The organism is Fundidesulfovibrio sp., assembly GCF_058402725.1.
Window position 1 is genome coordinate 1 of the sequence record NZ_JBZVFJ010000052.1, and the last position, 24,312, is coordinate 24,312.

Genomic DNA, 24,312 nt, shown 5'->3' on the forward strand with positions numbered 1-24,312 from the left:
TAGAAGGCCACCTTCTTCTGCAGGGCGGGCTGGCGGATGGTGTCGAACACGTCGCGGAAGGGCTTGTCCGCGATGGCGGGCAGGCTGCGGAAGTCCGCCAGGCCGGAGAGGAAGAGCGGCAGATGGCGGATGAAGCCGTCCTTGGCCCCCACGAGGCCCTGGGTCTTGGAGGCCGTGCGCAGCATGGCGTGGAACAGTTTGCGGTTGTTCACCACGGTGAAGATGGCCTTCTGCACCGGACCCTGGCCCTGTTCCTTGGCCAGCCTGCGCCGGATTTCCAGGATGAGCGCCGGGATGTCGATCTGGCCGGGGCAGACCTGCTTGCAGTTGCCGCACTGGATGCACAGGCCCTGGATGTCCTCGCTTTTTTTCAGCTCGTCGAACCAGGCCGTGAGGATGGTGCCGATGCCGCCGGTGTACACCTTGCCGAACACGTGGCCGCCCACCAGGCGGTAGACCGGGCACACGTTGAGGCAGGAGGCGCAGCGGATGCACTGCAGGGCCTGCTTGAAGATGGGGTCGCGGGCCATCTCGGTGCGGCGGTTGTCCATGAGGATGATGTGCATCTCCTTCATGGAGCCGTCGTCGTTCTGGGTGGGGCCGGTGATCAGGCTCACGTAGCTGGTGAGCTGCTGGCTGGTGGCGCTCTTGGGCAGGGCCACCAGGATGGGGGCGGCGTCGGCCCAGGTGGGGATGAGCTTTTCCAGGCCCACCACGGCCACGTGGATCCTGGGCAGGCTGGTGGTCAGGCGGGCGTTGCCCTCGTTGGTCACCAGGGCGATGGTGCCGGTTTCGGCGATGGCCATGTTGCCGCCGGAGATGCCCATGTCGGCCTGGAGGAACTTCTCGCGCAGCTCCTTGCGGGCCACCTTGACGAGCTTGGGGATGTCGTTGGTGAGGCGCTCGTTGATTTCCTTGCTGAAGAGGTCGGCCACCTCGTCGCGGGTCATGTGGATGGCGGGCATGACCATGTGGGAGGGGGTCTGCCCGGCCAGCTGGATGATCCACTCGCCCAGGTCGGTCTCGTTGACCTGCACGCCCTGGGCCTGGAGGTGCTTGTTGAGGTGGATCTCCTCGGTGGCCATGGACTTGGACTTGACGATGCGCTTGACGCCCTTCTCGCGGCAGAGGTTGGCGATGTACTCCTTCACCTGCTGGGGCGAGTTGGCGCGGAACACCTTGGCCCCGCGCGCCTCGGCGGCCTTGGTGAACTGGGCGGCCAGCTCGTCCATGTGCTCGGCGGCGTAGCCTTTGATGGCGGCGATGCGCCCGCGCAGGGCTTCGAAGTCGATGCCCTCGTAGGCCTTGGCCCGGGCCACGGCGTAGGCCTCGGAGAAGCGGCCCAGGGCTCCGCTCAGGTTGGCGTCGTGGAGGGCCTTGTCGATGGATTCCTTGAATTCGGTGGTGGCCATTAGTTCTGCCCTCCCAGGTCGTCGATGCAGACAATGATGAGGCGCTCGGGCCCGTGGACGCCGATGGTCAGCACGCGCTCGATGTCGGCGGTGCGGCTGGGGCCGGAGATCAGCGCCAGGTAGGCGCAGTCCTTGGGGTGCACGGTTTCCAGCAGGGCCGGAAGGTCCGGGAGGATGGCGTCGGTGCCCACGATGGCGATGTGCAGCCAGGGCAGCATGGAGGCCAGGCGCTCCTTGGGGTCGGTGGAGTTCTGGGCCACGGTGCCGGTGTTGGCGATGCCCCAGTGCATCTGGGTGACACCGATCCTGGACTGCTCGGCCTTGTCGCGGGTGACGTTGAAGGTGAGGCCGGGGAACTCGCCGGCCAGGGCGTCCTTGTCCACGCCTTCCAGGAAGGGGCAGTCCACCCACACGGCGTAGGCCTGGGGGGCGTCGGCCACGCCTTCCTTGCGGAAGGTCTCCTTGATGAAGTCCAGGGCAGGGCCTTTTGCCGGGAAGCGATGCACCTCGGCGCTGACGGCCTCGGCTTTGGCTTTGAAGAGGTCGAACATGTGGGAGGTCCTCCTGATTGGGGGCGGCCGGTCAGTCCGCCCGTTTCCCTGGCCGCGCTGGCACGGCCGTGTGCGGAGCATGTAGACCTGATGTGGAGAAATCGGGAGCAAAAAGTTGAAAAACACTCTGGCGGGGCTGAATGGCTGTTTTCGGGGGCTCAATGGAGAAGACAGGAGCCAGCGAACAATGTCTCCAGAAAAACATTCGTGATTTCAAAATGTTGCCGGACATCATCCTCCGCAACCGCAGGCCGGACGCAGCCCAATGGCGCGCCGCAGGGGCTCAATGGCTGCATGAAGGAGGCGCATGGCGAGGGCGGCGGACGGGCTGCCGGTGGATCTGGGACCTGACGGCCGACGGTCGGGAGATGTGCGCGCGGACAAAGCGGACCGTCGGAGCAGGAAAGCCCCGGGAACGCGACGCGGCGCGAGCGCGTTCAGTGTGCCGGAACCGCGCCGAAGCCCGGGAGCGGCAGGGAACCGCCCGCAGCCGGTGCGGAGCGCCAGAAGGCTTCGTCCAGCACGAGGCGGCGCTCTTCCTCCGGCTCTCCGGGGTTGTTCGTGCGCGCCAGCAGCACGGGGGCCGCGCCTCCGGGCGGCAGCCAGACGGCCAGCATGCCCAGTGTGCGCGTGCTGGAGGGCGTGGAGCCCGTGCGGAAGATGGACTGGTCCGGCCCCGCGACCGCGTCGCGGGAGAAGGACGCGGCCCGTTCCGGGTCCAGGGGCCGCGCGGCCTGGTCCAGCAGCGCGCGGATGCGCTCCAGGCGCGCAACGCTGCCCGGGGCGTCGGGGCGGACGCGCAGGTCCGCCGGGCCGCACGGCAGCACGGGGTGGTTGGTGTGCGCGGCGAACGCGCCTGCGGGAACGGGCTCCAGGGCATATCCCGTGCCCGAGCACTCCAGCACGGCAAGACGGCGCGCGTCGGCCACCAGCGCGAAGGCCGGGGCCAGCCGGGCCAGGGCCTCCTGGCCCGCGAAAACCTCGTCCACGGAGGCGCAGCGCGCCAGGAGGGTCCGGGCCGCGCCGGCGAGACCGCCCTCGCGGACCCGCTCGAGACGCCGCGCCCGGGGGATGGTTCCCGCCGTGGCCGTGACCACGGCCAGCCCCTTCTCGTTGACCCCGCCCACCACCATGGCCCGGCCCTCGGGCGTCACGGAAAGCATGGCCGCCACGCGGTAGCCTCCGCGCGGCGCCAGGAGCGCGAAGCGCGTGGGGTGGTCCGGGGCGAAGTCGCGGTTCTTCACCAGGAGGCTCCCGCCCCCTTCCACGTCCGCCCCGTTGAGCGCCCAGAGGGTGCAGGCCGGGGCGTCTGCGGCCCAGAGCAGCAGCAAGGAAAGCAGGAGGGCAAGGAGGCGTGCGGGCATGACGGTTCCGGCCGCGGGCGCGCTTCAGATGTCGAAGTGGGCCTTGAGGTCCTTGACGTTGTAGCGGCTCACCACGATCTCGGAGCGCTCGCGGTCGCTCAGGACGAGCTTGTAGCTGCCGCCGGTCCAGGGGATGATCTCGGCCACATGGGCCAGGTTCACCAGATGGCTGCGGTGGGCGCGGAAGAAGCCGTGGGGGGCCAGGCGTTCCTCCAGTTCGGAGATGGTGGCCTTGGCGGTGTAGCGGCCGTGTACGGTGTGCACGGTGATGCGCCCGTCCTCGCTGGAGACGGAGAAGACATGCTTGGGCAGCGTGGGCACGATGCGCTCGCCGTCGTAGAGGGGGATGCGCCGCTCGGGGGCCTGGGGTTCCAGCGGCTGGGCCGGGATCTGTGACGGGACGGGCTGGGCGTCGCGGGGCTCGTCCAGGCGCAGGGCGCGCCGGGCGCGGTCCACGGTCTTTTTCAGGCGCTCCAGGGTGAAGGGCTTGAGGATGTAGTCCAGGGCCTCCAGCTCGAAGGCGGCCACGGCGTGCTCCTCGTAGGCGGTGACGAAGGCCAGAAGCGGCTTCTTGGGCATGGAGCCGAAGAGGTAGGTGAGCTCCAGGCCCGAGACGCCGGGCATCTGGATGTCCAGGAACACCAGGTCGGGCTGGAGGGCGCGCAGCTGGGGCATGGCGGCGGAAGCGCTGGCGGCGTCGCCCACCACGGCCACGTCCTCGATGCGCCCCAGCTGGTGGCGCAACTCGCGGCGCACGGGGCCCTCGTCGTCGATGATGAACGCGGTGAGGCTCATGGGCGGGGGATGGTGAAGCACACGGTGAAGCCCCTGCCCGGCGCGGTTTCGATGCACAGGCCGTGGCCCACGCCGTGGATGCCCACGAGCCGGGCCTGCACGTTGCCCAGGGCCAGGCCCGAGCCCTTGGGCCGGGCGCGGGACACGTCGCCCGCCAGGAGCGGCTCGGCATCGGCCTGATCCATGCCCACGCCGTCGTCGCGCACGCAGATGCGCACGCCCCCCTCCACGGCGGCGGCCTCGATGCGGATCTCGCCGCCCTCCTCCTTGGGCATGAGCCCGTGGCGCAGGGCGTTCTCCACCAGGGGCTGGAGGATCAGGGGCGGCACGGGGCACTCCAGCACGGCGGGGTCCACGGCGTAGGAGACGCGCAGGCGCTCCTCGAAGCGGGCCCGCTCGATGGAGAGGTAGTCCTCGCAGTGCTCCAGCTCCTTGGCCAGGGGGATGCTGGAGCCTCCGGGCTTGATGTTCTTGCGGAAGAAATCGCCCAGTTTCACCAGCAGGTCCGATGCGGTGTCCGGATCGGTGCGGATGTAGTGCATGATGGACGTGATGGCGTTGAAGAGGAAATGCGGATTGATCTGGGCCTGGAGCATCTTGATCTCGGCTTCCGTACGCAGCTTCTTCTGCCTCTCGGACTCCAGAAGAGCCTGCTCAGCCTGCCGTTTCTGGGTGATGTCGCGCACGATGGAGACGATGCAGCGCTCCCCGCCGATCTCCACAAGTTCTCCTGAGCGCTCTACGGTGATCACCTCGCCGGATTTGGTGCGGTATTGCAGTTCCTGGTTCTGGGTGCTGCCGGTGCGCAGGAATTCGTCATCGAGTTCGTAGCGCTGGTCGGGGTTGGCGTAGATGCCGATGTCCATGGAGGTGCGCCCCACGACTTCTGCCCGGGAAAAGCCCGTGACCTTCTCGAAGGCCTCGTTCACGTCCAGGTAGATGCCGCCGTTCAGGCGCAGGATGGCGATCCAGTCCGGGCTGTGGCGGAAGATGCGCTCGAACTTCTCTTCGGATTCGCGCAGGCTGGCCTCGGTCTTCTTGCGGCCCTGGATGTTCACCCACAGGGCCATGACCATGCCCAGAAGCAGCAGGAAGGCGGCGGCCACGGCGAGCACCTTGCCCTGGTGCTCGTCGTAGAAGGAGGCCGGGCGGTTGACCACCTCGCTGCCCTCCGGCAGGGCCGAGAGAGGGATGGCGAAGCGGCGCAGCTGGGCGTAGTCGAACATGTAGCGGTGGGGGCTCTGCTTGCGCACGGGCACGTCGGCCACGCTCTCGCCCGCGAGCAGGCGCTGGGCCATGCGCCCCGCCACCTCGCCCTGGTTGAACCCGCTGGTGAGCAGACCGCCCACGATGCCGTGGCCCAGGTAGAAATCCCACACGCCGAACATGGGGGCCTTGGCCCGGGAGGCGATGAGGGCGATGGATTCGTCGTAGTCGAAGGTGCGCCCGGCGCGGTCGCGGTTGAAGGTCATGAGCAGGATCAGGTCGCCCTGGGACAGGGCCTCCACGCGCTCCAGGAGTTCGTCCATGGTCAGGTCGTCCAGGGTGGTCACGGCCACCTTCTTCTCGAACTCGGGCATCACCTCGGCCAGGGCCTTGGCGTTGGCCTGGCCGGTGCTGGAGCGGTCGTTCACCACCACCACGCGGTAGGTGGCGGGCAGCATGGCCAGGGCCGCGCGCAGGGTGCCGCGCACGTCGAAGTCTTCCACCACGCCGGTCACGTGGTCCTTTTCGGCCCCCAGCATGGCCTCGTCGAAGAAGTTCACCCCGCAGAACACCACCCGCGCCCGGGGGAACACCCGGGCTCGCCAGCCCAGCAGGAACCTGAAGGCGTCGTCGTCGGAGGCCACCACCACGTCCATGGGCACGCGGGCGTACTTGGCCTGGAGGCGTCCGGCCAGGGCCGGGGCGTCCTCGGGGGCGTGCACGCGCTTGGCGTCCAGGTATTCGGTGTAGAGCTCCACCCCGGGCAACCCCGCCAGCACGGAGCGGATGCCAGCGTCCACGCCGTCGGTCCAGTTGAGGCCCTGGTGGTAGGAGTGCAGCAGGAGCACGCGCTGTTTGGGCGCAGCCCACGCCGCCTGGACGGCCAGGCACATGAGGAGCGCCGCGAGGGCGAAGACGCGCGGGAGGAACTGGGTCATGTCTGGCCTTGGCCGCCGGGATGGCCCGTACGGGCGCGGCGGCGGCGATTGTCTAGCACGTTCGCGGGCGCAAGGGAATGGCGCGCGCCCCGGCGCTCCCGGCCCGGTTCTAGGCGAGCTTCTTCCCGGAGAGGAAGCGCAGGAAGCGGATGGCTTCCATGAAACCGGGATTGATGGCCAGGGCGCGTTCCAGGGCCTCGCGGCAGGAATCCCGGTCGCCCTTGTCGTAGTGCACCCGGGCCAGGTTGAAGAAGACGTTCTCGTCGTTGCTTTCGAGTTCCACGGCCTTCTCGTAGAAGCCGATGGATTCGTCGAAATGGCCTTTCTTGCGCAGGCTCACGGCGAAATGGTTGAGGCTCGCGCGGTGCTCCTCCAGGGCGTCCGGGGCGGTGCAGCGCAGAGTCTCCAGGGCCTGGCGCGCCTGGGCCATGTAGTCCGGGTCCTCCCCGGCGGGGGGCTCGGCCCCCACGAAGGCGGAGAGCGTCTTGCGTTCCCGCGCGTCCAGGGAGGGGAGGCCGCCGCCCTGCGGATCGAGGAGCGCGCGGCAGAGGGCGTCCAGGGTCTGGGAGGGGTTCTCGCGGTAGTAGAAGGGTTCCGGGCGGTGGGCCTTCAGGAATTCGGCCAGGGACATGCGCGAGACGATGCCCGAGGGCAGCCCCGCGCTGGTGAGGGGCTGCAGTTCCACCCGGCCGGGCGCGGCCAGGCGCGCGTACCACCAGGTGACGGTTTCGCGGGTTCCGGCGGTGGCGCCGGTGCCGATCTCGCTCTCCACGCTGCGTGCGTAGACGCCAAGCGCCCTGGGCGCGTCATCCTGCAGGGGCATGCACACTCCCCGCGCCGTCCGGCATGCGATCGTCCGGGGCGCTCATTCCAGATATCCGGCCGCGCGCAGCGTCTGATGAAGCTGGCGACGGCGTTTGTCGTCCTCGTTCAGGAGCCTCTTGTCCAGGATGTACCGTGCGAACTGGAGCCCTTCCCCGAAGAAGCTGTTGATGTCCAGGGCATTGAGCAGATGTTTCAGGGCGTTGTCCAGGTCGTTTTTTTCCAGGTAGGCCCTGGCGATGTTGAACTGGAGGTTCTCGTCCAGGAAGGTCATCTCCTGGGCGCGGAAGTAGTAGCGCAGGGTCTGGTCCAGGAGGCCGCGCTTGCGCAGGGAAATGCCCAGTTCGTTGAAGAGGTGCTTGTGCTCGTCGGAGAAGGCCTCGTCGAGTTCCAGAAGATTGTCGAAAACGCGCACGGCCTTGTCCGTGAGCCCCAGGGCCAGCAGCGAGATGCCCAGGCCGAAGGCCGCGCGGACGTTGGCCTCGTCGATGCGGCGCACCTTCTCGTATTCGCGCACGGCCCCGGGGTGGTTGCCTCCCTCGCGGTAGGCGTCGCCCTGCATGAGGGGGCGGCTCAGGTACTGGTAGGTGGCCTGGGCCTCGGGCATGTAGCCCGTGAGCACCTCTTCGCGGTCCAGCAGGAGGAGCGTGCCCTGGAGCTGGAAATCCACGTCGAGGCTGCGCATCTCCACCTTGCCGTTCTGGACCTCCCGGGCGAACCAGTAGGTTCTGGTGACGGTTTTTCGCCGGGTGGCGCCCGTGCCGAGGGTCACGGTGGTCTCCTGGGAGAAGATGCCGTGGAGTCTGGCGGCGGGGTGCTCCATCAGTCGAGGAGGAGCCCGCCGGCGCTTGCCCTGGCCGGAGTCGCTTCTTTGGGGTCTGCCCCGGCGGATTCGCCGTGCTCGATCCGGCGGGCCAGCTGGCCCGCCTCCGTGAAGTCCGGCTTCAGGACCAGGGCCTGGCGCAGGTGCTCCAGGGCGCGGTCGGTTTCTCCAGCGTAGATGTGGGCCTTGGCGATGTTGTAGTGGAGGTTTTCGTCCTCCGGAGTGACGGAGAGGGCCTGATTGTAGGCATGGAGCGCGCCCAGATAATCTCCGGAGCGCCTGAGCTTCACCCCCAGGGTGTTGTAGGGGTTCACGGCCTCCGGGTCGTCGCGCAGGATCTCCACGAACACTTCCTTGAGTTCCGCGAGTTTGTCCTGCAGCGCGAAGAGATCGGCGGCTCGGCGCAGATGCTCCTGGTAGGCCGAATCGTCGCCTTTGCCCTTGTGGGCGTAGGCCAGTCCCCGATGGGCTTCGGCGTAGAGTTCGTTGAGTGCCACGGCCTTGTTGAAGGAGAGGATGGCCTTGCCGTACTTTTTCTCCCGGAGGTAATCCATGCCCAGGTTGAAATACTTGAGGGCCTCGTTCTCCTCGGAGACCATTTCCTCGAATTCGCTGATGGCGGCATCGAAGTCCTGGCGTTGCAGGGCGTCCCGGGCGCTCTGGAGCATCTCTTCCTCGATCTCCCCGGGCGAGAGCGAGTTCCAGGCGGCGCGGATGTGTTTCTCCATGGTTTCCAGCGAATACGGACGGATCACATAGCCCGAGCATCCGGCGGAGACGGCGTCCATCACATACTCCTGCTGGCTCTCGCTGGTGACCATCACCAGGGCCTTCACGGCAGTGCGCCTGCCCTTGGCCAGTCGGCGCAGGCAGGCGATGCCGTCCATGTCGGCCAGGGCGGAGTCGATGAGCGCGATGCTTGCGTTGCCAGACTCCAGGTGGCCCTGCGACTGCTGGAGCGACTGGAAGGCCCGGACATCCTGAAACCTCATGCGCAGCAGGGTGTTCTTGTCCAGGGCGGCGTGGCGCACGTCGCCCGAGAGGATGGCCACCGAGAGGCTGCTGGGGTCGAATCGCATGGAAGGCCGCCTTGAATGCTTGATGAACGCCTGGATTGTCTGAATTGATCCATGCACGCCCCGATGTCAACGGGGACGCGCCGGTTGCGCGTTGTACGGCCGGAAGTCCCGAGAGCAGGACAGAATACCCCGGGACGCCCTCCGGAACACCCCGGCAGGTCCTTTACTCCCGTCATGTTTCTTGATTATGGGTTTGATTCGGTTTCTTACAGAGCACCACGGGGAACATCTTGTCGCAGTCCAGCATGATCCGCCCCGCCGGACGGCCCTCGCTCCGCCCGGGCCTCACGCAGACCCTGACGGCGTTGATCGTTTTACTCTGCGTGACGGCGTATGCGTCCTCCGCCGCCCTGGCGGCCTCCCCTTTCCAGCCGCGCTTCCAAAGCTTCGGCGTGGACGAGGGCCTCTCCCAATCCTCCGCCGTGTGCATGGCGCAGGACCGCGACGGCTTCCTCTGGATCGGCACCTACTCGGGCCTGAACCGCTTCGACGGCCGCTCCTTCTCCGTCTTCACCTCCGACGTCCTGCCCGACGCCAACATCCGCTCCCTGGCCGTGGACGCCAAGGGCGACCTCTGGGCCGGCACGCGCAGCGCGGGCCTGCTGCACCGCGACAGGACCACGGGCCGTTTCGGAGTCTTTTCCCACACCCCGGGCGATCCGGCGAGCATCCCCAGCAACGAGGTGCACGCCCTCCACGAGGACGCCTCCGGCATTCTGCGCGTCGGCACGGGGGGCGGCCTGGCCGAAATGGACCGGACCACGGGCCGTTTCCGGCGCATCGGGCAGGCCGAGGCTGCGTCCCCCAAGGACGCCGACATCGTGGCCATCGCCCAGGACGCCTCGGGGCAGGTCTGGGCCGCCTCGCGCAAGGCGCTGCTGCGCCTGGACAGCAAGCGCGGCGTCCTGGAGGCTCCCGAGTGGCCGGAACTGACAAGGCTGCTCTCCGAGGCCCAGATCAACGCGCTCCACCCCGACGGCGGGTCCATCCTCTGGATCGCCACCGACGGCGCGGGCCTTCTGCGCCTGGACACAGCCGGGCGCACCCTGGAACGCCACATCCCCTCCGTGGGGGTGTTCCGCATCCTGCGCGACCGTCGCGGCATGCTCTGGGCCGCCACCTCCGCAGGCGTGGGCAGGCTCGTGGAGCAGGACGGGGCCAGGTCCTTCGAATTCTTTCCCCACAACCCCTATGTGCCGGACACCATCAGCCAGAACGACGTGATCTCCATCCTGGAAGACGAATCGGGCGTGCTCTGGTTCGGCACCTACTCGGCGGGCGTGAGCAAGCTCATCACCGGGTCGCGCTGGTTCGCGGTCTACCGCCAGACGCCGGGCGAGCCCGGAGGCCTGCCCGGCAAGGAGGTGGGCGCGGTGCGCCTCGATCGCGAGGGCGGCCTCTGGATCGGCCTTCGCTACGAGGGCATGGTCCGCCTGGACGCCTCGCGGCGTCTGGACAAGGCCTGGCGCAACAACCCGGCCGACCCCACCAGCCTTGGAGACGACATGATCAACTGCATCATGGAAGACTCCCGGGGGCGAATCTGGGTGGGCACGGTGGAAAAGGGCATCAGTATCCTCGACCGCTCCACCAACACCTTCTCCCACCTGCGAAGCGACCGCGACAACCCGAACACACTCTCCCAGGACAAGATCTGGTGGCTCTTCGAGGACCGCTCCGGCATGGTCTGGGCCGGCACGAGCAAAGGCGGGCTCAACCGCATCGATCCCGACACCGGCAAGGTAACCCGCTACCAGAACGACCCCGCCAACCCCGACTCCATCAGCCACGACCGCGTGCGCCACATCATCCAGACGCGCGACGGCGCGCTCTGGATCGGCACCAACGGGGGCATCAACCGTTTCGACCCCGCCACAGGCGTCTTCCGCCACTGGCGCAACGACCCGCGCAACCCCAAAAGCCTCTCCAACGACCGCGTCACCCCCATCGTGGAGGCCCCCTCGGGCAAGCTCTGGGTGGGCACCGACGGCGGACTCAACCTCTTCGATCCAGCCACCGGCGAGTGCAGGCGCTGGTCCGAACGCGACGGACTCACCGACGACGGCATCCAGGGCCTGGCCCTGGACGCCCAGGGACGCGTCTGGATGAGCACCTTCAAGGGCATCTCCCGGCTCGACCCCGAGACCGGGGCCATCCGGAACTACTCCAGAGCCGACGGCCTGGCGGGCCTCGAATACTACATGAACGCCTTCCACAAAGGACCCGGGCCGCGCATGGTCTTCGGCGGCTTCTCGGGCGTCAACGAATTCGACCCCTCCCTAGTGGAACCCAACACCCACGCCCCCAGGACGGCCCTCTCGGGGCTCAAGGTGAACAACCACCCCCGCCCGCTGGATTTCCCCGCAACCGAGCCCGTCGTGACCCTCTCTCCAGGCGACCTGAGCGTCACCTTCGAGTTTGCCTCCCTGGACTTCGCCAACCCCCAGAAAAACCACTTCGCCTACCGCCTCGAAGGCTTCGACACCGACTGGGTGGAGGGCCAGGCGGCCAACCACGCCACCTACACCAACCTCGATCCAGGCCGCTACACCTTCCAGGCGCGCTCGGCCAACGACGAGGGGCTCTGGGGCCCCGTCCTTTCCGTGTCGCTGGTGGTCACGCCGCCGGTGTGGCGCACGGTCTGGTTCAAGACCCTCTGCCTGGCGGCGGCCGCAGCGGCGCTCTGGGGCCTCTACACGTGGCGGCTGGCCGCGCTCAAGGCCCGACGAGCAGAGCTCGAAGACACCGTCTCGCGCCAGGTCGCCTCGCTTCGCCACGAGATCGAGGAACGCGTGCGCGCCGAAAAGGACCTGCGCGACAGCCAGCAGAGCTTCCAGGCCATCTTCCAGTACAGCCCCGTGGCCGTGGCCATCTCCTCCCTGCGCGGCGGCCGCGTCATCCAGGTGAACCGGGCCTTCTGCGCCCTCACCGGCCACGACGCCCAGGAGGTCATGGGCGTCCCTGGCGTGGAGCTGGGCCTGTGGGCCAACCTGGCCGAACGCAAGGCCATCCTGGATGACCTGAATGCCCGACGCGTGGTGCTCAACCGCGAAATCGCCCTGCACCACCGCCAGGCCCCCGGCGCCCCCCTGCCCGCCCTGTGCTCCGCCGCGCTCATCGAGGTGTTCAACGAGCCCAGCGTTCTGTGGATCTTCGCCGACATCTCCGAACGCAAGCGCCTGGAGACCGAACTCATCGAAGCCAGGGAGCGCGCGGAGGCCTCCAACCAGGCCAAGAGCGACTTCCTGGCCAACGTCAGCCACGAGATCCGCTCGCCCCTCAACGCCATCCTTGGCCTTACGGACATTTCCCTGCACCAGGACCCGCCGCCCGACCTGCGCGTCAACCTCGAAAAGGTCACCACCGCCGGGCGCGTGCTCCAGGGCCTGATCAACGACCTGCTCGACCTCTCCAAGATCGAGGCGGGCAAGCTGGAACTGGTGCCGGCCCCCTTCCGGCTCTCCTCCGTGCTGGATTCCGTACGGGACATCTTCACGGACAAGGCCGCGGAAAAGCGTCTGCACTTCACCATCCAGAAAGACCCCGACATGCCGGGAACCCTGGTGGGAGACAGCCTGCGCCTGGAGCAGGTGCTCATCAATCTGGTGGGCAACGCCCTCAAGTTCACCGAGCAGGGGGGGGTGTCCTTGCATGTAAGCGCCGGGCGCGCCACACCCGACGCCGTGGAGGCCGTGTTCACCGTGCGCGACACCGGCATCGGCATGACCCCCGAGCAGGCCGCGCGCATCTTCAACCCCTTCGTGCAGGCCGACAGCTCCACCTCGCGCCGCTTCGGCGGCACGGGCCTTGGCCTCTCCATCGTGCGCCGCCTGGCCGACATGATGGGGGGCGACGTTGCCGTGGTCACCGAACCGGACCGGGGCAGCACCTTCACCTTCCGGGCCACCCTGGGCGTGGACCGCGACAGCGCACTGCACGACGCCCTGCCGCGCGGCGACCACTCCGCCCTGCGCGGCGTGAAGATCCTCGTGGTGGACGACAACGCCCTCAACCGCGAGCTCACCTCCGAACTCCTGCGCATGGCGGGCATGCTCCCGGCCGTTGCGGAAAACGGCAGCCAGGCCCTGGAACGGTTGGAGCGCGAGGCCTTCGCCGCCGTGCTCCTGGACGTGCAGATGCCCGTCATGGACGGCTACGAACTGGCCCGGGCCATCCGCCTGCGCCAGAACGGCGCGCGCCCGGTGCTGGTGGCCCTCACCGCCCACGCCATGGCCGGCGACCGCGAACGCTGCCTGGAAGCGGGCATGGACGGCTACCTCACCAAGCCCGTGCTCCCCGAGACCCTCTACGCCACCCTGGCGCGCTGCCTGGGCCGCGCCGGCCAGTCCGCCAACGCGCGCAGCCGCGAATAGGGCTTGGCATCGCCGCCCGGCGCAGGTAGCATCAGCGCCCCATGTCCCGACAGCCCACCATCCGGGAAATCCTCCAGAAGACCGAGGCCTACTTCGCCGAAAAGGCCGTGGACTCGCCCCGGCTCTCGGCCCAGCTCGTGCTGGCCAAGGGCCTGGGCATCGACCGCATGGCCCTCATCCTCGACCTGGACCGCCCCCTGGCCCCCCCCGAACTGGACGCCCTTCGCCCCCTGGTGGCCCGTCGCGGCCGGGGAGAACCCACGGCCTACATCCTTGGCGAGCGCGAATTCTTCAGCCTGACCTTCCAGGTGGGCCCCGGCGTGCTGGTGCCCAGGCCCGAAACCGAGCTGATCGTGGAGACGGCCCTGGGACTCTTCCCCAAAGACGCCCCCCTGCACGCGGCGGACCTGGGCTGCGGCTCGGGCTGCCTGGCCGTTTGCCTGGCCGTGCATCTGCCCCAGGCGCGCGTCACCGCCCTGGATTCGAGCCCCGAGGCCCTGGCCGCAGCCCGGGCCAACGCCCGCCGCCACGGCGTGGAAGACCGCACGGACTTCGTGGAAGCCGATTTCTCCGCGCTCCCAGAGGCGCCCGGCGGCTATCAGCTGCTGGTCTCCAATCCGCCCTACGTGAGCCAGGAGGAATACGCGGAACTCTCCCCCGAGGTGGCCCGCTTCGAGCCCCGCCAGGCCCTCACCCCCGGCCCCACCGGGCTGGAGGCCTACCCCGCCGTGCTCACCGCCGCCAGGGACCGCCTGGCCCCCGGGGGCGCGCTGCTGGTCGAAATCGGCTGGAAGCAGGGCCAGGCCGTCAAAGACCTCTTCGAGGCCCCGGAGCACGGCTTCACCCAGGTGCGCGTCCTCAAGGATCTCGCCGGGCTGGACCGCGCTGTCCTGGGCCGCAAGCCCGACTGACCGCAAGGAGCCCCCATGTTGGAGATCGTCGTCTTCCTTTGCGGCGCGGTGGTCATGGTCATCGAACTGGCCGCCACGCGCATCCTGGCGCCCTATCTGGGCACGTCCACGGTGGTCTGGACCAGCGTCATCGGCGTGATCCTGGCCGCCCTGTCCCTGGGCTACTGGTGGGGCGGGCGCATGGCCGACCGCAATCCCTCTCGCAAGGCCCTCTCGGGCGTGATCCTCGCGGCGGCGGCCAGCACGGCGGCCGTGGGGTTCGCCAACACCTTCGTGGTGGAGATGATCCGGGCCTCGGGCACGGGGCTGCACGCCTCGTCGCTGCTGGCGGTGGCCTGCCTCTTCGGCCCGGCGGCCACGCTGCTGGGCATGATCGCCCCCTTCGCCGCGCGCATCCGGCTCACGGACACGGCCACGGCCGGGCGCACCGTGGGAAGGCTCTACGCTCTCTCCACGGCCGGGTCCATCGTGGGGGTCTTCGCGGGAGGGTTCTTCCTCATTTCCTACTTCGGCAGTTCGGCCATCCTTTTCCTCATGGCCGCCGTGCTCGCCGGGGCCTCGGCCCTGTGCCACGCCGGACGCTGGCCCCTGAAGGCCGTGGCGGCCCTGGCCTGCGTGGGGCTCTACCTCTTCAGCGCATCCCAGACCGCCGCCCTGGCCGCCCAGGGCGTGGTGGACGTGGACACCCCCTACCAGCGCGCCCTGGTCTACCCCTCGCGCGACTACACCTCCGGCCGGACCATCGTGGCCCTGAGCACCGGCCCCGAGGGCGTGCAGGGGGGCGTCTACCCCGACGAGCCCGAGGCCCTGGCCCTCAACTACACGCGCTTCCTGCCCATCGCCTCGCACTTCGCGCCGGGCATGCGCCGCGTGCTGGTGCTGGGGGGCGGTGCCTACGCCTTCCCCAAGTACGTGCTGCGCCGCCACCCCGAGGCCCGGGTGGACGTGGTGGAGCTCGACCCCGGCATCACGGCCCTGGCCCGGGCGCACTTCTTCCTGCCCGAAGACCCGCGCCTCACCATCCTCCACGAGGACGCCCGGACCTTCCTCAACGCAAACGATCAGCGCTACGACGTGATCGTGGTGGACGTGTTCAACTCCGCAGCCTCCATCCCCTTCCACCTCGCCACCGTGGAGACCGTGCGCCGCCTGGCTCTGGCGCTGGCGGACGACGGGGTGCTCATCGTGAACACCATCGGCGCGCTCACGGGGCCGCGCGCGAGGCTTTACAAATCCTTCGCGGCCACATACTCCCAGGCCTTCCCGCAGGTCCACGCGCTGCGGACCTGGAGCGGCGGCGCGGAGGATGCCCCGCAGAACCTCCTGCTGGTCTGCTTCAAGACCGACGCCCCCAGGGTCTGGACCAGCGCCGACGGCGAGATGGCCGGACGCCTGGACCGCCGGATCCCGCCGCCGGAGCTCTCCGGCGCGCTGATCCTTACCGACGAATACGCACCCGTAGAACGTTATCTGACCGGATGGTGAACCCATGACCGACGAGAAGTCCTGTCCCTGCGGCTCCGGCCGCGACCTGGCCGAGTGCTGCGGCCCCATCGTATCGGGCGAGAAGGCCGCGCCCACCGCCGAGGCGCTCATGCGCTCGCGATACACGGCCTACGCCCTGGGCGACCTGACGCACCTGAAGCGCTCCCTGGACCCCAAATGGCACGCCACCTTCGACGAACAGGGCACCCGCGAGTGGTCCGAGAAGGCCGATTGGAAGAGCCTGACGGTGCTGGCCACCAAGGGCGGCCAGGAGGACGACGAAGAGGGCGAGGTGGAGTTCGTGGCCCGCTTCGTGATGGACGGCGAGGAGCAGGAGCTGCGCGAGCGCGCGCGCTTCCGCCGCCGCGAAGGCCGCTGGGGCTACGTGGACGGCAAGGTGAAGTCCAACCGGGAGCCCGTGAAGGCCTCCGGCCCCAAGGTGGGCCGCAACGACCCCTGCCCCTGCGGCAGCGGCAAGAAGCACAAGAAATGCTGCGGCTGAAGATATTTCGCGCCGACTCTCAATAATCGTTGACAGACTGAGCGAACGAGCATAGACCTACTCTTCTGACGCGGGGTGGAGCAGACCGGTAGCTCATCGGGCTCATAACCCGAAGATCGTGGGTTCAAATCCCACCCCCGCAACCAAGGAAATCAGGGCCTTACGGAGATCATCCGGAAGGCCCTTTTTCTTTCCCCAGCACTATCCCCAGCACGCACGGCAATATTGCCCATCATGGGGCATCCCGCCCATGCGCTAAGTCCCGCTCCGACCCCCTTCTCAACCACGGCCGTGGCGAGGTTTTCAAGGGGCATGTCATGTTCGAGGTTTGAACGCGGACTGCATCTCCACTTGCATCTTTTCCCTACCGGCCGCAGACGTGCAGGCCACTGGTTCAAACAGGTAATGCGAGCACAGATGCTCCAGCGAGGAGTATTGATTTGTCTGGGTGTAGCCGGAGCGACGCGCCTACCTGTCCTTGCTTACGAAGCGCTCGGTCATCCCCCTGCCCTTGTAGCCGGCGAAGTCCACGCGCACGAAGTCAGAGGTTTTCCCGCGCGGCAGACTGCGTAGGAAGTGCTCACCACGATCAGGGCCAGAGCCACCAGAAAGAATGTCAGGATGTCGTGGCATGGACTCCAGGGTATCAGGCCCGCAGGAGGAACGGAAGGAACACATGTGCCCCCCCTTGGTTCAGGTTGTTGCCAATCATTCCCGCGTAGGCCTTGGGGGTCATCAGGCTTTATAAACGGCTCAATTTGTTCAATTACACAGAGCAGGAGAAGAGGGCTAGGATGATTTTGACGGGCTTCTGCATACTGTTACGGTACACAGATTGACCATGCCTGAATCTGGAGCGGCTTACGAAAGTAGCCTGCTGGAAATATGGCCCATTCCATGTTGTTTTATGGAGCTGGGATTTTCGGATGAAGTTCTGAAAGTGTTCCCTGAACGTGGAGAACCTGGTTCACGGCAATGAAGTGTCCTAGTGAAGCCTGATCAATCTGGGAGATGTGACTTGCTCACGATTTCATTAAGCAGGTCAATCTTTTGATGCGATGAAAAGCTGTTGATGTAGGATCTGTATTCATTGTCCGAGACGCTCCCTGTCCTGCGCTCTCCGGTCGTGATGTGGTAAAACCACCAGCGAGATATATCCTTTAAACTGTCGCCAATCAGGTCTTCAATCGTTGTTGTGTCTCCATGTTTCTTAAAGTAAGAAATCTGCTCTGCCAATACTTTGAGCAATGAGGAGTAGAAGTTTTTGTGGCAGGCAATGTGTTTTTCGTAGTGCTCCGAATTGAATTTAAACCTCGTGCAGAGAATGGTTATGACGTCTTCTTCAAATGCAAAATGCTGCGAACAAAAATGTTCAAAGTATTGAATTTTGTCGTCCAAATAGGTAGCTACCCGCCCTTGTTTGATCCGTTGAAGCTTGATGTCGGTGAACCATTTATTAAGGAAGATAGCGGTGTCTTTGTGTTGGCAGTTCAGTGCGCTTACTACGCAATCATACTCCGGTTTCCATTCGATGAGCTTGAACAGTTCTTCCGTTGGATCGGGCATTTGATAGACCGCCAAGGTTTGGGGTTGTCTTAATTGGTTCGTTCAAGACGCAGGTTGTGTCAATCCTTACCCAACTTGAGTGAATCACGGCCGAAGAACACAACATCATCCATCTTAATAAGCTGTATTGCTTTATTTTCCCCCTGGATAACCCTTGCGCAGGCGTTCACCCATTGGGTGAAGCCTCACGGCCCGACTGTTTTTCTCCATCATCCGCCAAATCACACCCTTTTCTCCCGGCGACTCATCCCGCAAGCAAGAGCGTTTACCCGGAGTGCGCGGCGCTTCTCTTCTCCCTGCACCAGGGAGCCGCAGTTGCCCAGGACGCGATCGTACACAGGTCGTCCTCCGGAAGGGACACTGTCAGAGGAGGTTAGGACTGGGAGCGGACAACGGCCTTGGCCGCTTTCAGTCTGATAATGAACCGTGCCCCCTCGCCGGGAGAGGACTCCACATCGAGCGTCCCGCCGTGGTTGTTGGCGATGATGTAGTAGGAAACCGACAAGCCAAGCCCGGTGCCCTCACCCACCCCTTTGGTAGTGAAAAATGGCTCGAAGATCCTCTTGCGGACATCCGGCGACATGCCGGGCCCGTTGTCCTCGATTTCTATCTTCACCCAGCCTTCCGAGGCTTCGGTCCGCAGGGATAATGCCGGGGAGGCCACTCCCGCCACGGCCTGGGCGGAATTTGTGAGGATGTTCATGAACACCTGCTGGATCTGCGTGGCCGAACCCAGGACCGGGGGAAGGCCTGAAGCGAATTCCTTATTGATGACGATCTTTCTGAAATCGTACTTCTTCTTCAGGTCATAGTCCGTGGCGCAGAGGTCCTGGGATTTGTCGAGCAGCGAATTGATCTCCACGGGCGCGAATTCGCTGCTCCTGGTGCGGCTGAATTCGAGCATGCTGGCCACTATGCGCGCGGCCCTCACGCCAGCTTCGCGCATGGTTTCGAGTGAAGTCAGGATTTCACGCCTTTCCATGAAGTGTTTGATGCTCTCGAACGTGCACCCCGCCTCTTCAGCGGCCTTGAGGTTCGCCGGTTCGGGAGATTTAAGCCTCCGGTTCATGACCTGGATGCTCTGGAGGATGCCGGAGAGCGGGTTGTTGATCTCGTGGGCCATGCCCGCTGCCAGGCCGCCCACGCTCATCATCTTTTCGGTCTGGACCATGAGTTCCTGCATCCGCTTGCGGTCCGTGATGTCCCTGAAAAAACAGATCACGAAGGTTTCGCTGTAAAGATCCATGACCGACAGTGAGACTTCGGCGGTGAACTCCGTGCCGTCAGGCCGTTGATGCACCCACTCGAACGTTTGCGGCCGGCCTTCAAGCGCCTCTTGCATCCTCCTGGTGGCCAAGGCCACGGACTCTTCGCCACCCGCCTGGAAGGCTGGGGAGAGTTCGCCTGGGTTGCGGCCGGTCAATTGGTCCTTCCCGCAGTTCATTAAGGTAAGTGCTTTGGGATTGCAGTCTACGATGAGGCCGTTCTTCACGAGGAAGATGCCGTCCGGAGAGGCTTCGAAGAGCACTCGGTGCTTTTCCTCGTTGTGCTTGCGCTCCGTAATGTCCACGATGATGCCGATGAGCCCCCCGGTCTGGCCTTCGGAAAGACGGAAACCTGTGACCGAATAGAGCGTCTGGTGCAACTTCCCGTCGGCAAAGGGGATGGGCATTTCCTTGTGCACGCGCCCGACGCTCTCTATGACGGCCAAGTCCTCGGCCTGGTAGGCGTTGCGGTCGGCCATGGGCAGGTACTCGAGGTCCAGCACCCGTTTGCCGATAAGGTCCTCCCGCCTGACTCCGAAACAGTCCTCGTAGGCCTTGTTGAAGCCCACGAAACGCGAATCCGGCCCTTTGTAGAACACCGCGTAGGGTATGGTATCCATGAGGGCCTGCTGGAAGGCCAGCTGGTCGGCCAGGCGCAGCTCCAGGTTCTTTCTCTCGGTGATGTCGCGGCCAACGCCTATTATCTCCACGATGGCCCCGCTGGCATCGACCACGGCCGAATCGTTCCAGGCGAACCAGCGCCAGCCGTTCGCCGTCATGGCCCGCTGTTCCATGTAGGCCGTGTGGGGCGGCACATACAGGGCCTCCATGGCGTCCCGCGTGGCCTCCTTGTCGTCCTCATGCACCAGGGGCATAAATGTGGTGTTCAAGAGTTCCTCTTCCGATTTGCCGAAGGTCTGGCAATAGGAGGGACTCACGTAGAGGAAGCGGCCCGAGGTGTCCACTTTGACCACCAGATCCGTCTGATGCTCCACCAGGAGCCGGTATTTCTTTTCGCTGCTGGCCAGGGCCAGTCCGGCAAGCTTGGACTGGCTGATGTCCATGAGATAACCGCTCCAGCTCAAGCTTTGGGCGGAAGAGCCGCTGGGTATGGACGCGGCACGCACCCATTTTTGTTCACCGCTTTGTAATTCTACCCGGAAGTCGTACAGGAAGGGTCCAAGCCTCCTGAGGGCATCATAGTTGGCCTGCATGAAGCCTTCGCGATCATCGGGATGGACAAGGGAGAGAAGGATTCCTGGATCCCTCTTCAGTTCTTCGGCGGATATTCCAAGCAGCTCGCGGACCTTCTCGCTCACGAAGCCGAACCGGAATTCCAGCGGGTCCGTGTTGGCGGGTGCGACCTCATAGAGAACCACTGGAACAGTTGCCGTTATTGTACGCAGGCGTTCCAGAACGTCCTGCATCCTTTTCTGCGCGTTTTTTTCCTCGGTGATGTCGCTGATGACCACGCAGTACTGGAGAACCGCGCCTGAAGCGCTCAGGGAGATGGGGAATCCAAGAAAATGCCAGATGCGTTCGCATTCGGGCAGCGATACGGTAAGTTCTTCATTTATTCGCGTAAGCGCGCTGTATTCCTGTTCCAATAGTTGTTGCATCAAGGTGCTCGCCTCGGGAGGCAGCATGGAGACAAGCAAGCATTCTGGACAGGATTCGCTGCCGGACGTTTTCAGCAGAGACTGGAAAGCCGCGCTGCAGGCCAGCAGACGTCCCTTGGAGTCGCTTACGCAAATGGCCAGGGGCGCGTTGTCTAAAATGCCGCGCAATTGGCTGGCTAGGCTGGTGGTGGTCCTTCCGTAGTATCTGCTGAGCCAGAAGACAGCGAAAATGGCCGCCATGGTCAGGCATGCGATAAGCACCAGGAGCCTGGCCATGATCGCGGCCATCACCGCCCGGGACTCGGACAGGCCAACGCCCACGCGCACCACGCCCAGTACTTGGTTGTCGAACCCGCCACGGTAAGGAACGATGACTTCCTTCACCAGGTCCTTTCCCCAATGTCGCTGAGTCAGCACGGGACGGCCGGATTCCAGGCTTTGCTTGGCCTGGGCCAGGGCTTCTTCGTTAAGCCTGGAGTCGTTGCGTTCCGGGGAGCTGTGGGCCAGCACCTCCCCTGCTTTTGTTTCGATGGATATGTAGGCCAGCTGGGGAGCCCTGACCAGGATGTCTTGCGCCATCAGGCGGGCGTGGTGTTTCCCGGAGAAGCTCACCCGGCTGATGGACTCGCTGACGATGGCAGTGATGGTTTCGCACAGACGGTCCTCGTCGCGCTCCTGCTGTTGCTGCAAAAGAATAAATGTTGCTCCAGTGGCCAGGAGCATGAGCACCAGCAAAACGCCCCCAAAACTTATGGCGAACCTGCGCTCATAGCGTAAGGGGGCGTCTGCGGACGGCATATGGTTTCCCCCCTAAGGCTTAACCACGCGCAGAGTGTTTTTCCACAGGGGGACGACACTGGGCCAGGGCTTTGCAAATGATTCAGGCAATGGTCCCATCCAGCCGGGATACGCCGCGAGCGTCTCTTGCGTTATGGGAAATACCGGCACCAGGGCGTGCTGGGGCGGATTCTCGCCGCACAGCACGGCGTATGCCGCCCGCATGGTTTCGGCACCCAGGGGGCCGCAGAACTGGGCCGCGTCGATCACGGTTAGCCAGCCCGCCCGGATGTTGCCCACCGAGGCAGGGTCCCCATCCACCGTGGCCACCTGGATTTCCGTACGGCCCGCGTTACCAAGACCATTAACCACTTCCAGTCCGCCGCCATCGTTCACAGTAAAGACGACGTCGATGCTTCCTTGTTCCGGGAACTCCCGCAGAATGTCCCCGGCGACCTTTTTGCCTGCCACAGGTTCCACAGCGGAGTAGCTCTTCAAGAGCTTGTAGGATCTTTTTGACTGCGCCAGTGCGTCGAGAAAGCCATTCACCCTCTCAACGGTGGACGAAACGTGTGGGTATTCCACAAGAACCAGCTTGATCTCCGGCTTGTCCTTAAAGCGCGCAGCGATGTATTCCCCACCAAGAAAACCGGCCTGGTAGTTGTCCGACGTCCTGTAGGCTGCCAGCTTCCCCCGGCTTATGTACTGGTCGTAGGCAACAACGGGGATATTGGCGTTGTTGGCCGCGATCAGAGGATCGGCCAGGGCGGCGTTGTCCGTTGGCTGAACGATGATCATGTCCACCTTGGCAGTGATGAACTCCTTCATCTGGCGAACTTGGTTCTCGATGCCCTGCTCGCCGTCGCCTGCCACCTTGGCCTCAAGAACCACACCGGGTTTCCCGCTGGCTTTAGCGGCATCGTTTATGCGCTGGGCCTCCTGTTCCAGGCCTTCGCGCATGGCAACCTGCCCGGGAATGTTCATGGACCAGTACAACACGCCAACCCTGTACTGTTTGACTTGTGCGTGAGTGGCTTCGGCCAGCAAGACAAGGCCAAGGAAGATAATGAAATAGCACTTGTGCATAGCCGTCTCCCTGAAGTGGGTAGTCATGCCGGTTCAATCGAGTTCATTTAGGCCTAGCATAATGCATAACAAGCACATTTCATCAATGATGTCTAGGTCTCAACCTGTTTGCCCACTACCTCTGGGGCATCGCCCTTTTCCCGCACGTTGAAAGGCTTTTCGGCTCCATACGCAATTACCTCAAGGGCCTGGCCGTCGTCGAGCTTTTCAAGTAGGTCCTCTGCTTCTTCTTCGACGTTGGATTGCCCTGGATTGCCCTAGCAGCGTGTTGAAATACTCCGCCAAGTGACCGAGAATCTTCGTACAGCTGGAGGTGAAGCGATGGCTCTTGGACATCAGGGCGACCAGCAAGGGAAGATGTATCTGGCCTGGGATGAGATTCCCCGGTCACGGGGTCACGCCTTTTACGACGTCTCCAGCAGATTCTGCGCAAGTCCGGTTTCGACGCGTTTGCCGCGAAGCTGGCCCGGCCCTTCTATTCCGACAAGGGCCGCCCATCGATCCCTCCGGGTCGGTATTTCCGGATGCACCTCGTGGGGTATTTCGAAGGCATTGACAGCGAGCGCGGCATTGAGTGGCGCTGCTCAGATTCGCTTTCCCTGCGGGACTTTCTCCAGCTTTCGGCCAGCGAATCCGTGCCGATCATTCCTCGCTCAGTCGGACGCGGTCCCGCCTGCCGCTTGCGATCCACCAGGAGGTTTTCACCTGGGTGCTCAAGGTGCTTAGCAAGGAAGGCCTGGTCCTTGGCGGCCGGATCGGCGTGGACGCCTCGACCATGGAGGCCAACGCGGCGCTCAAGACCATCGTGCGGCGGGACACGGGCAAGAGTTATCGGAAGATGCTTCTGCGCATGGCCAAAGAAAGCGGCATCGAGTCCCCGACGGACGAGGACCTGGCTCGCATGGACCGCAAACGCACGGGCAAGACGCTTTCGAACAAGGACTGGCGGTCTCCGGTCGATCCCGAGGCGAAGATCACCAAGGTGAAGGATGGCCGGACACATCTGGCGTACAAGCCTGAACAGGCGGTGGACCTGGACACAGGCGCGGTCGTGGCGGTCGAGGTCCATGAAGCGGACAAGGGCGACACCGCGACTCTGCCAAAGACACTGGAAGCCGCCCAGGAGAGCCTGGGACGAGCCACTCCCACACCACCATGCCCGGACGACCCGGCGGAACTGATCGCGGACAAAGGGTATTTCTCGCGCGACGTCCTCAAAGCCCATGCGGGAGGACCGTGGAGGAGCAGAATCGCCGAACCCAAGCGCAACGTCCTGAACTCCTGGCGTGGCGACCACGAGGCCCGACGTGCCGTATACAACAACCGCGCCCGGATATCGTCCGGGGTTGGCAAGTCTCTGGGATGATTGCGAGCGGAACTCGTGGAGCGCAGCTTCGAGCACACTCTAGACCGCTCCGGCGGGATGCGCCGGGTTTGGCTCCGGGGCCGGGAGAACATCCAGAAACGCTACCTGCTCCAAGTGGCCGGGTTCAACCTCGGCCTTCTGATGCGGCTCAAGACCGACCACGGCACCCCAAGGGGCTGGGCTGACGCCTGGGTTGCGATCATCTGGCCCGAATCGAGCCTATCAGTAGCACTTTTCGCCATCATGCTTTTGGTCGAAGACGACTCGCAGCAGGTTCTCCCGGTCGCAGTGATGACCGGCGGTCATTAGTAAGAAACTGGAGTAGCCCCCGTTTAGACCGGACATCCTGTCCAACCGAAGAGGTAGGGCTAG

The 24,312-nt window shown here is 65.0% G+C and carries 15 protein-coding genes, 1 tRNA gene and 1 pseudogene; 6 read left to right on the top strand and 11 right to left on the bottom strand.

Annotation, left to right across the window (positions count from 1 at the left end; genetic code table 11):
- From ACV4UX_RS08665 to ACV4UX_RS08700, 8 genes are all read right to left on the bottom strand, one after another.
- The coding region (locus ACV4UX_RS08665; RefSeq protein WP_491592910.1) for a lactate utilization protein B at positions 1 to 1,412 on the bottom strand (1,412 nt) is incomplete at its 3' end.
- Positions 1,412 to 1,963, bottom strand: a complete 552-nt coding sequence (locus tag ACV4UX_RS08670) for a LutC/YkgG family protein (RefSeq protein ID WP_173085723.1) — start codon at positions 1,961 to 1,963, stop codon at positions 1,412 to 1,414. The genes ACV4UX_RS08670 and ACV4UX_RS08665, both read right to left, overlap by 1 nt.
- Positions 1,964 to 2,400: 437 nt before the next feature.
- Positions 2,401 to 3,327, bottom strand: a complete 927-nt coding sequence (locus ACV4UX_RS08675) for a carcinine hydrolase/isopenicillin-N N-acyltransferase family protein (protein WP_491592911.1) — start codon at positions 3,325 to 3,327, stop codon at positions 2,401 to 2,403.
- A 24-nt stretch (positions 3,328 to 3,351) separates the two neighbouring features.
- The gene (locus ACV4UX_RS08680; protein ID WP_491592912.1) at positions 3,352 to 4,122 is read right to left on the bottom strand and encodes a LytR/AlgR family response regulator transcription factor; all 771 of its coding nucleotides are present in this window, start codon (positions 4,120 to 4,122) and stop codon (positions 3,352 to 3,354) included.
- On the bottom strand, positions 4,119 to 6,266 hold the full coding sequence (locus tag ACV4UX_RS08685; protein WP_491592913.1) for a histidine kinase: 2,148 nt from the start codon (positions 6,264 to 6,266) through the stop codon (positions 4,119 to 4,121). The genes ACV4UX_RS08680 and ACV4UX_RS08685 overlap by 4 nt, the downstream gene beginning before the upstream one ends.
- A gap of 109 nt (positions 6,267 to 6,375) precedes the next feature.
- Positions 6,376 to 7,089 (bottom strand): tetratricopeptide repeat protein, encoded by a 714-nt coding sequence (locus ACV4UX_RS08690; protein WP_491592914.1) that lies wholly within the window; start codon positions 7,087 to 7,089, stop codon positions 6,376 to 6,378.
- 42 nt (positions 7,090 to 7,131) lie between these two features.
- Positions 7,132 to 7,911 carry a tetratricopeptide repeat protein gene (locus tag ACV4UX_RS08695; RefSeq protein WP_491592915.1) on the bottom strand — a complete coding sequence of 260 codons (780 nt, stop codon included), beginning with the start codon at positions 7,909 to 7,911 and terminating at the stop codon, positions 7,132 to 7,134.
- Complete coding sequence (locus ACV4UX_RS08700) at positions 7,911 to 8,990, bottom strand: tetratricopeptide repeat protein (RefSeq protein ID WP_491592916.1); 1,080 nt, start codon at positions 8,988 to 8,990, stop codon at positions 7,911 to 7,913. The genes ACV4UX_RS08695 and ACV4UX_RS08700 overlap by 1 nt, the downstream gene beginning before the upstream one ends.
- 230 nt (positions 8,991 to 9,220) lie before the next feature.
- On the opposite strand from ACV4UX_RS08700, the gene ACV4UX_RS08705 reads away from it, so the two are divergent.
- The 5 genes from ACV4UX_RS08705 to ACV4UX_RS08725 all read left to right on the top strand — a co-directional run bounded on the left by ACV4UX_RS08705 (position 9,221) and on the right by ACV4UX_RS08725 (position 16,407).
- On the top strand, positions 9,221 to 13,363 hold the full coding sequence (locus ACV4UX_RS08705) for a two-component regulator propeller domain-containing protein (RefSeq protein ID WP_491592917.1): 4,143 nt from the start codon (positions 9,221 to 9,223) through the stop codon (positions 13,361 to 13,363).
- Positions 13,364 to 13,404: 41 nt separating this feature from the next.
- Positions 13,405 to 14,274, top strand: coding sequence for a peptide chain release factor N(5)-glutamine methyltransferase (prmC, locus tag ACV4UX_RS08710; protein WP_491592918.1), 870 nt, complete (start codon positions 13,405 to 13,407; stop codon positions 14,272 to 14,274).
- A gap of 15 nt (positions 14,275 to 14,289) precedes the next feature.
- The gene (locus tag ACV4UX_RS08715; protein WP_491592919.1) at positions 14,290 to 15,759 is read left to right on the top strand and encodes a fused MFS/spermidine synthase; all 1,470 of its coding nucleotides are present in this window, start codon (positions 14,290 to 14,292) and stop codon (positions 15,757 to 15,759) included.
- Positions 15,760 to 15,763: 4 nt separating this feature from the next.
- On the top strand, positions 15,764 to 16,261 hold the full coding sequence (locus ACV4UX_RS08720; protein ID WP_491592920.1) for a YchJ family protein: 498 nt from the start codon (positions 15,764 to 15,766) through the stop codon (positions 16,259 to 16,261).
- 69 nt (positions 16,262 to 16,330) lie between these two features.
- A tRNA-Met gene (locus ACV4UX_RS08725) sits at positions 16,331 to 16,407 on the top strand.
- An 853-nt stretch (positions 16,408 to 17,260) separates the two neighbouring features.
- On the opposite strand, the gene ACV4UX_RS08730 is transcribed toward ACV4UX_RS08725, so the two are convergent.
- The 3 genes from ACV4UX_RS08730 to ACV4UX_RS08740 all read right to left on the bottom strand — a co-directional run bounded on the left by ACV4UX_RS08730 (position 17,261) and on the right by ACV4UX_RS08740 (position 22,574).
- A complete protein-coding gene (locus tag ACV4UX_RS08730; protein ID WP_491592921.1) occupies positions 17,261 to 17,842 on the bottom strand; it encodes a hypothetical protein in 582 nt (193 codons plus the stop codon).
- A gap of 358 nt (positions 17,843 to 18,200) precedes the next feature.
- A complete protein-coding gene (locus tag ACV4UX_RS08735) occupies positions 18,201 to 21,434 on the bottom strand; it encodes a PAS domain-containing sensor histidine kinase (protein WP_491592922.1) in 3,234 nt (1,077 codons plus the stop codon).
- Positions 21,435 to 21,521: 87 nt separating this feature from the next.
- Positions 21,522 to 22,574 (bottom strand): sugar ABC transporter substrate-binding protein, encoded by a 1,053-nt coding sequence (locus tag ACV4UX_RS08740; protein WP_491592923.1) that lies wholly within the window; start codon positions 22,572 to 22,574, stop codon positions 21,522 to 21,524.
- A gap of 321 nt (positions 22,575 to 22,895) precedes the next feature.
- Between ACV4UX_RS08740 and ACV4UX_RS08745 the strand changes: the two are divergent.
- Positions 22,896 to 24,249 (top strand): annotated as a pseudogene (locus tag ACV4UX_RS08745) (transposase).
- Positions 24,250 to 24,312 lie beyond the last annotated feature (63 nt).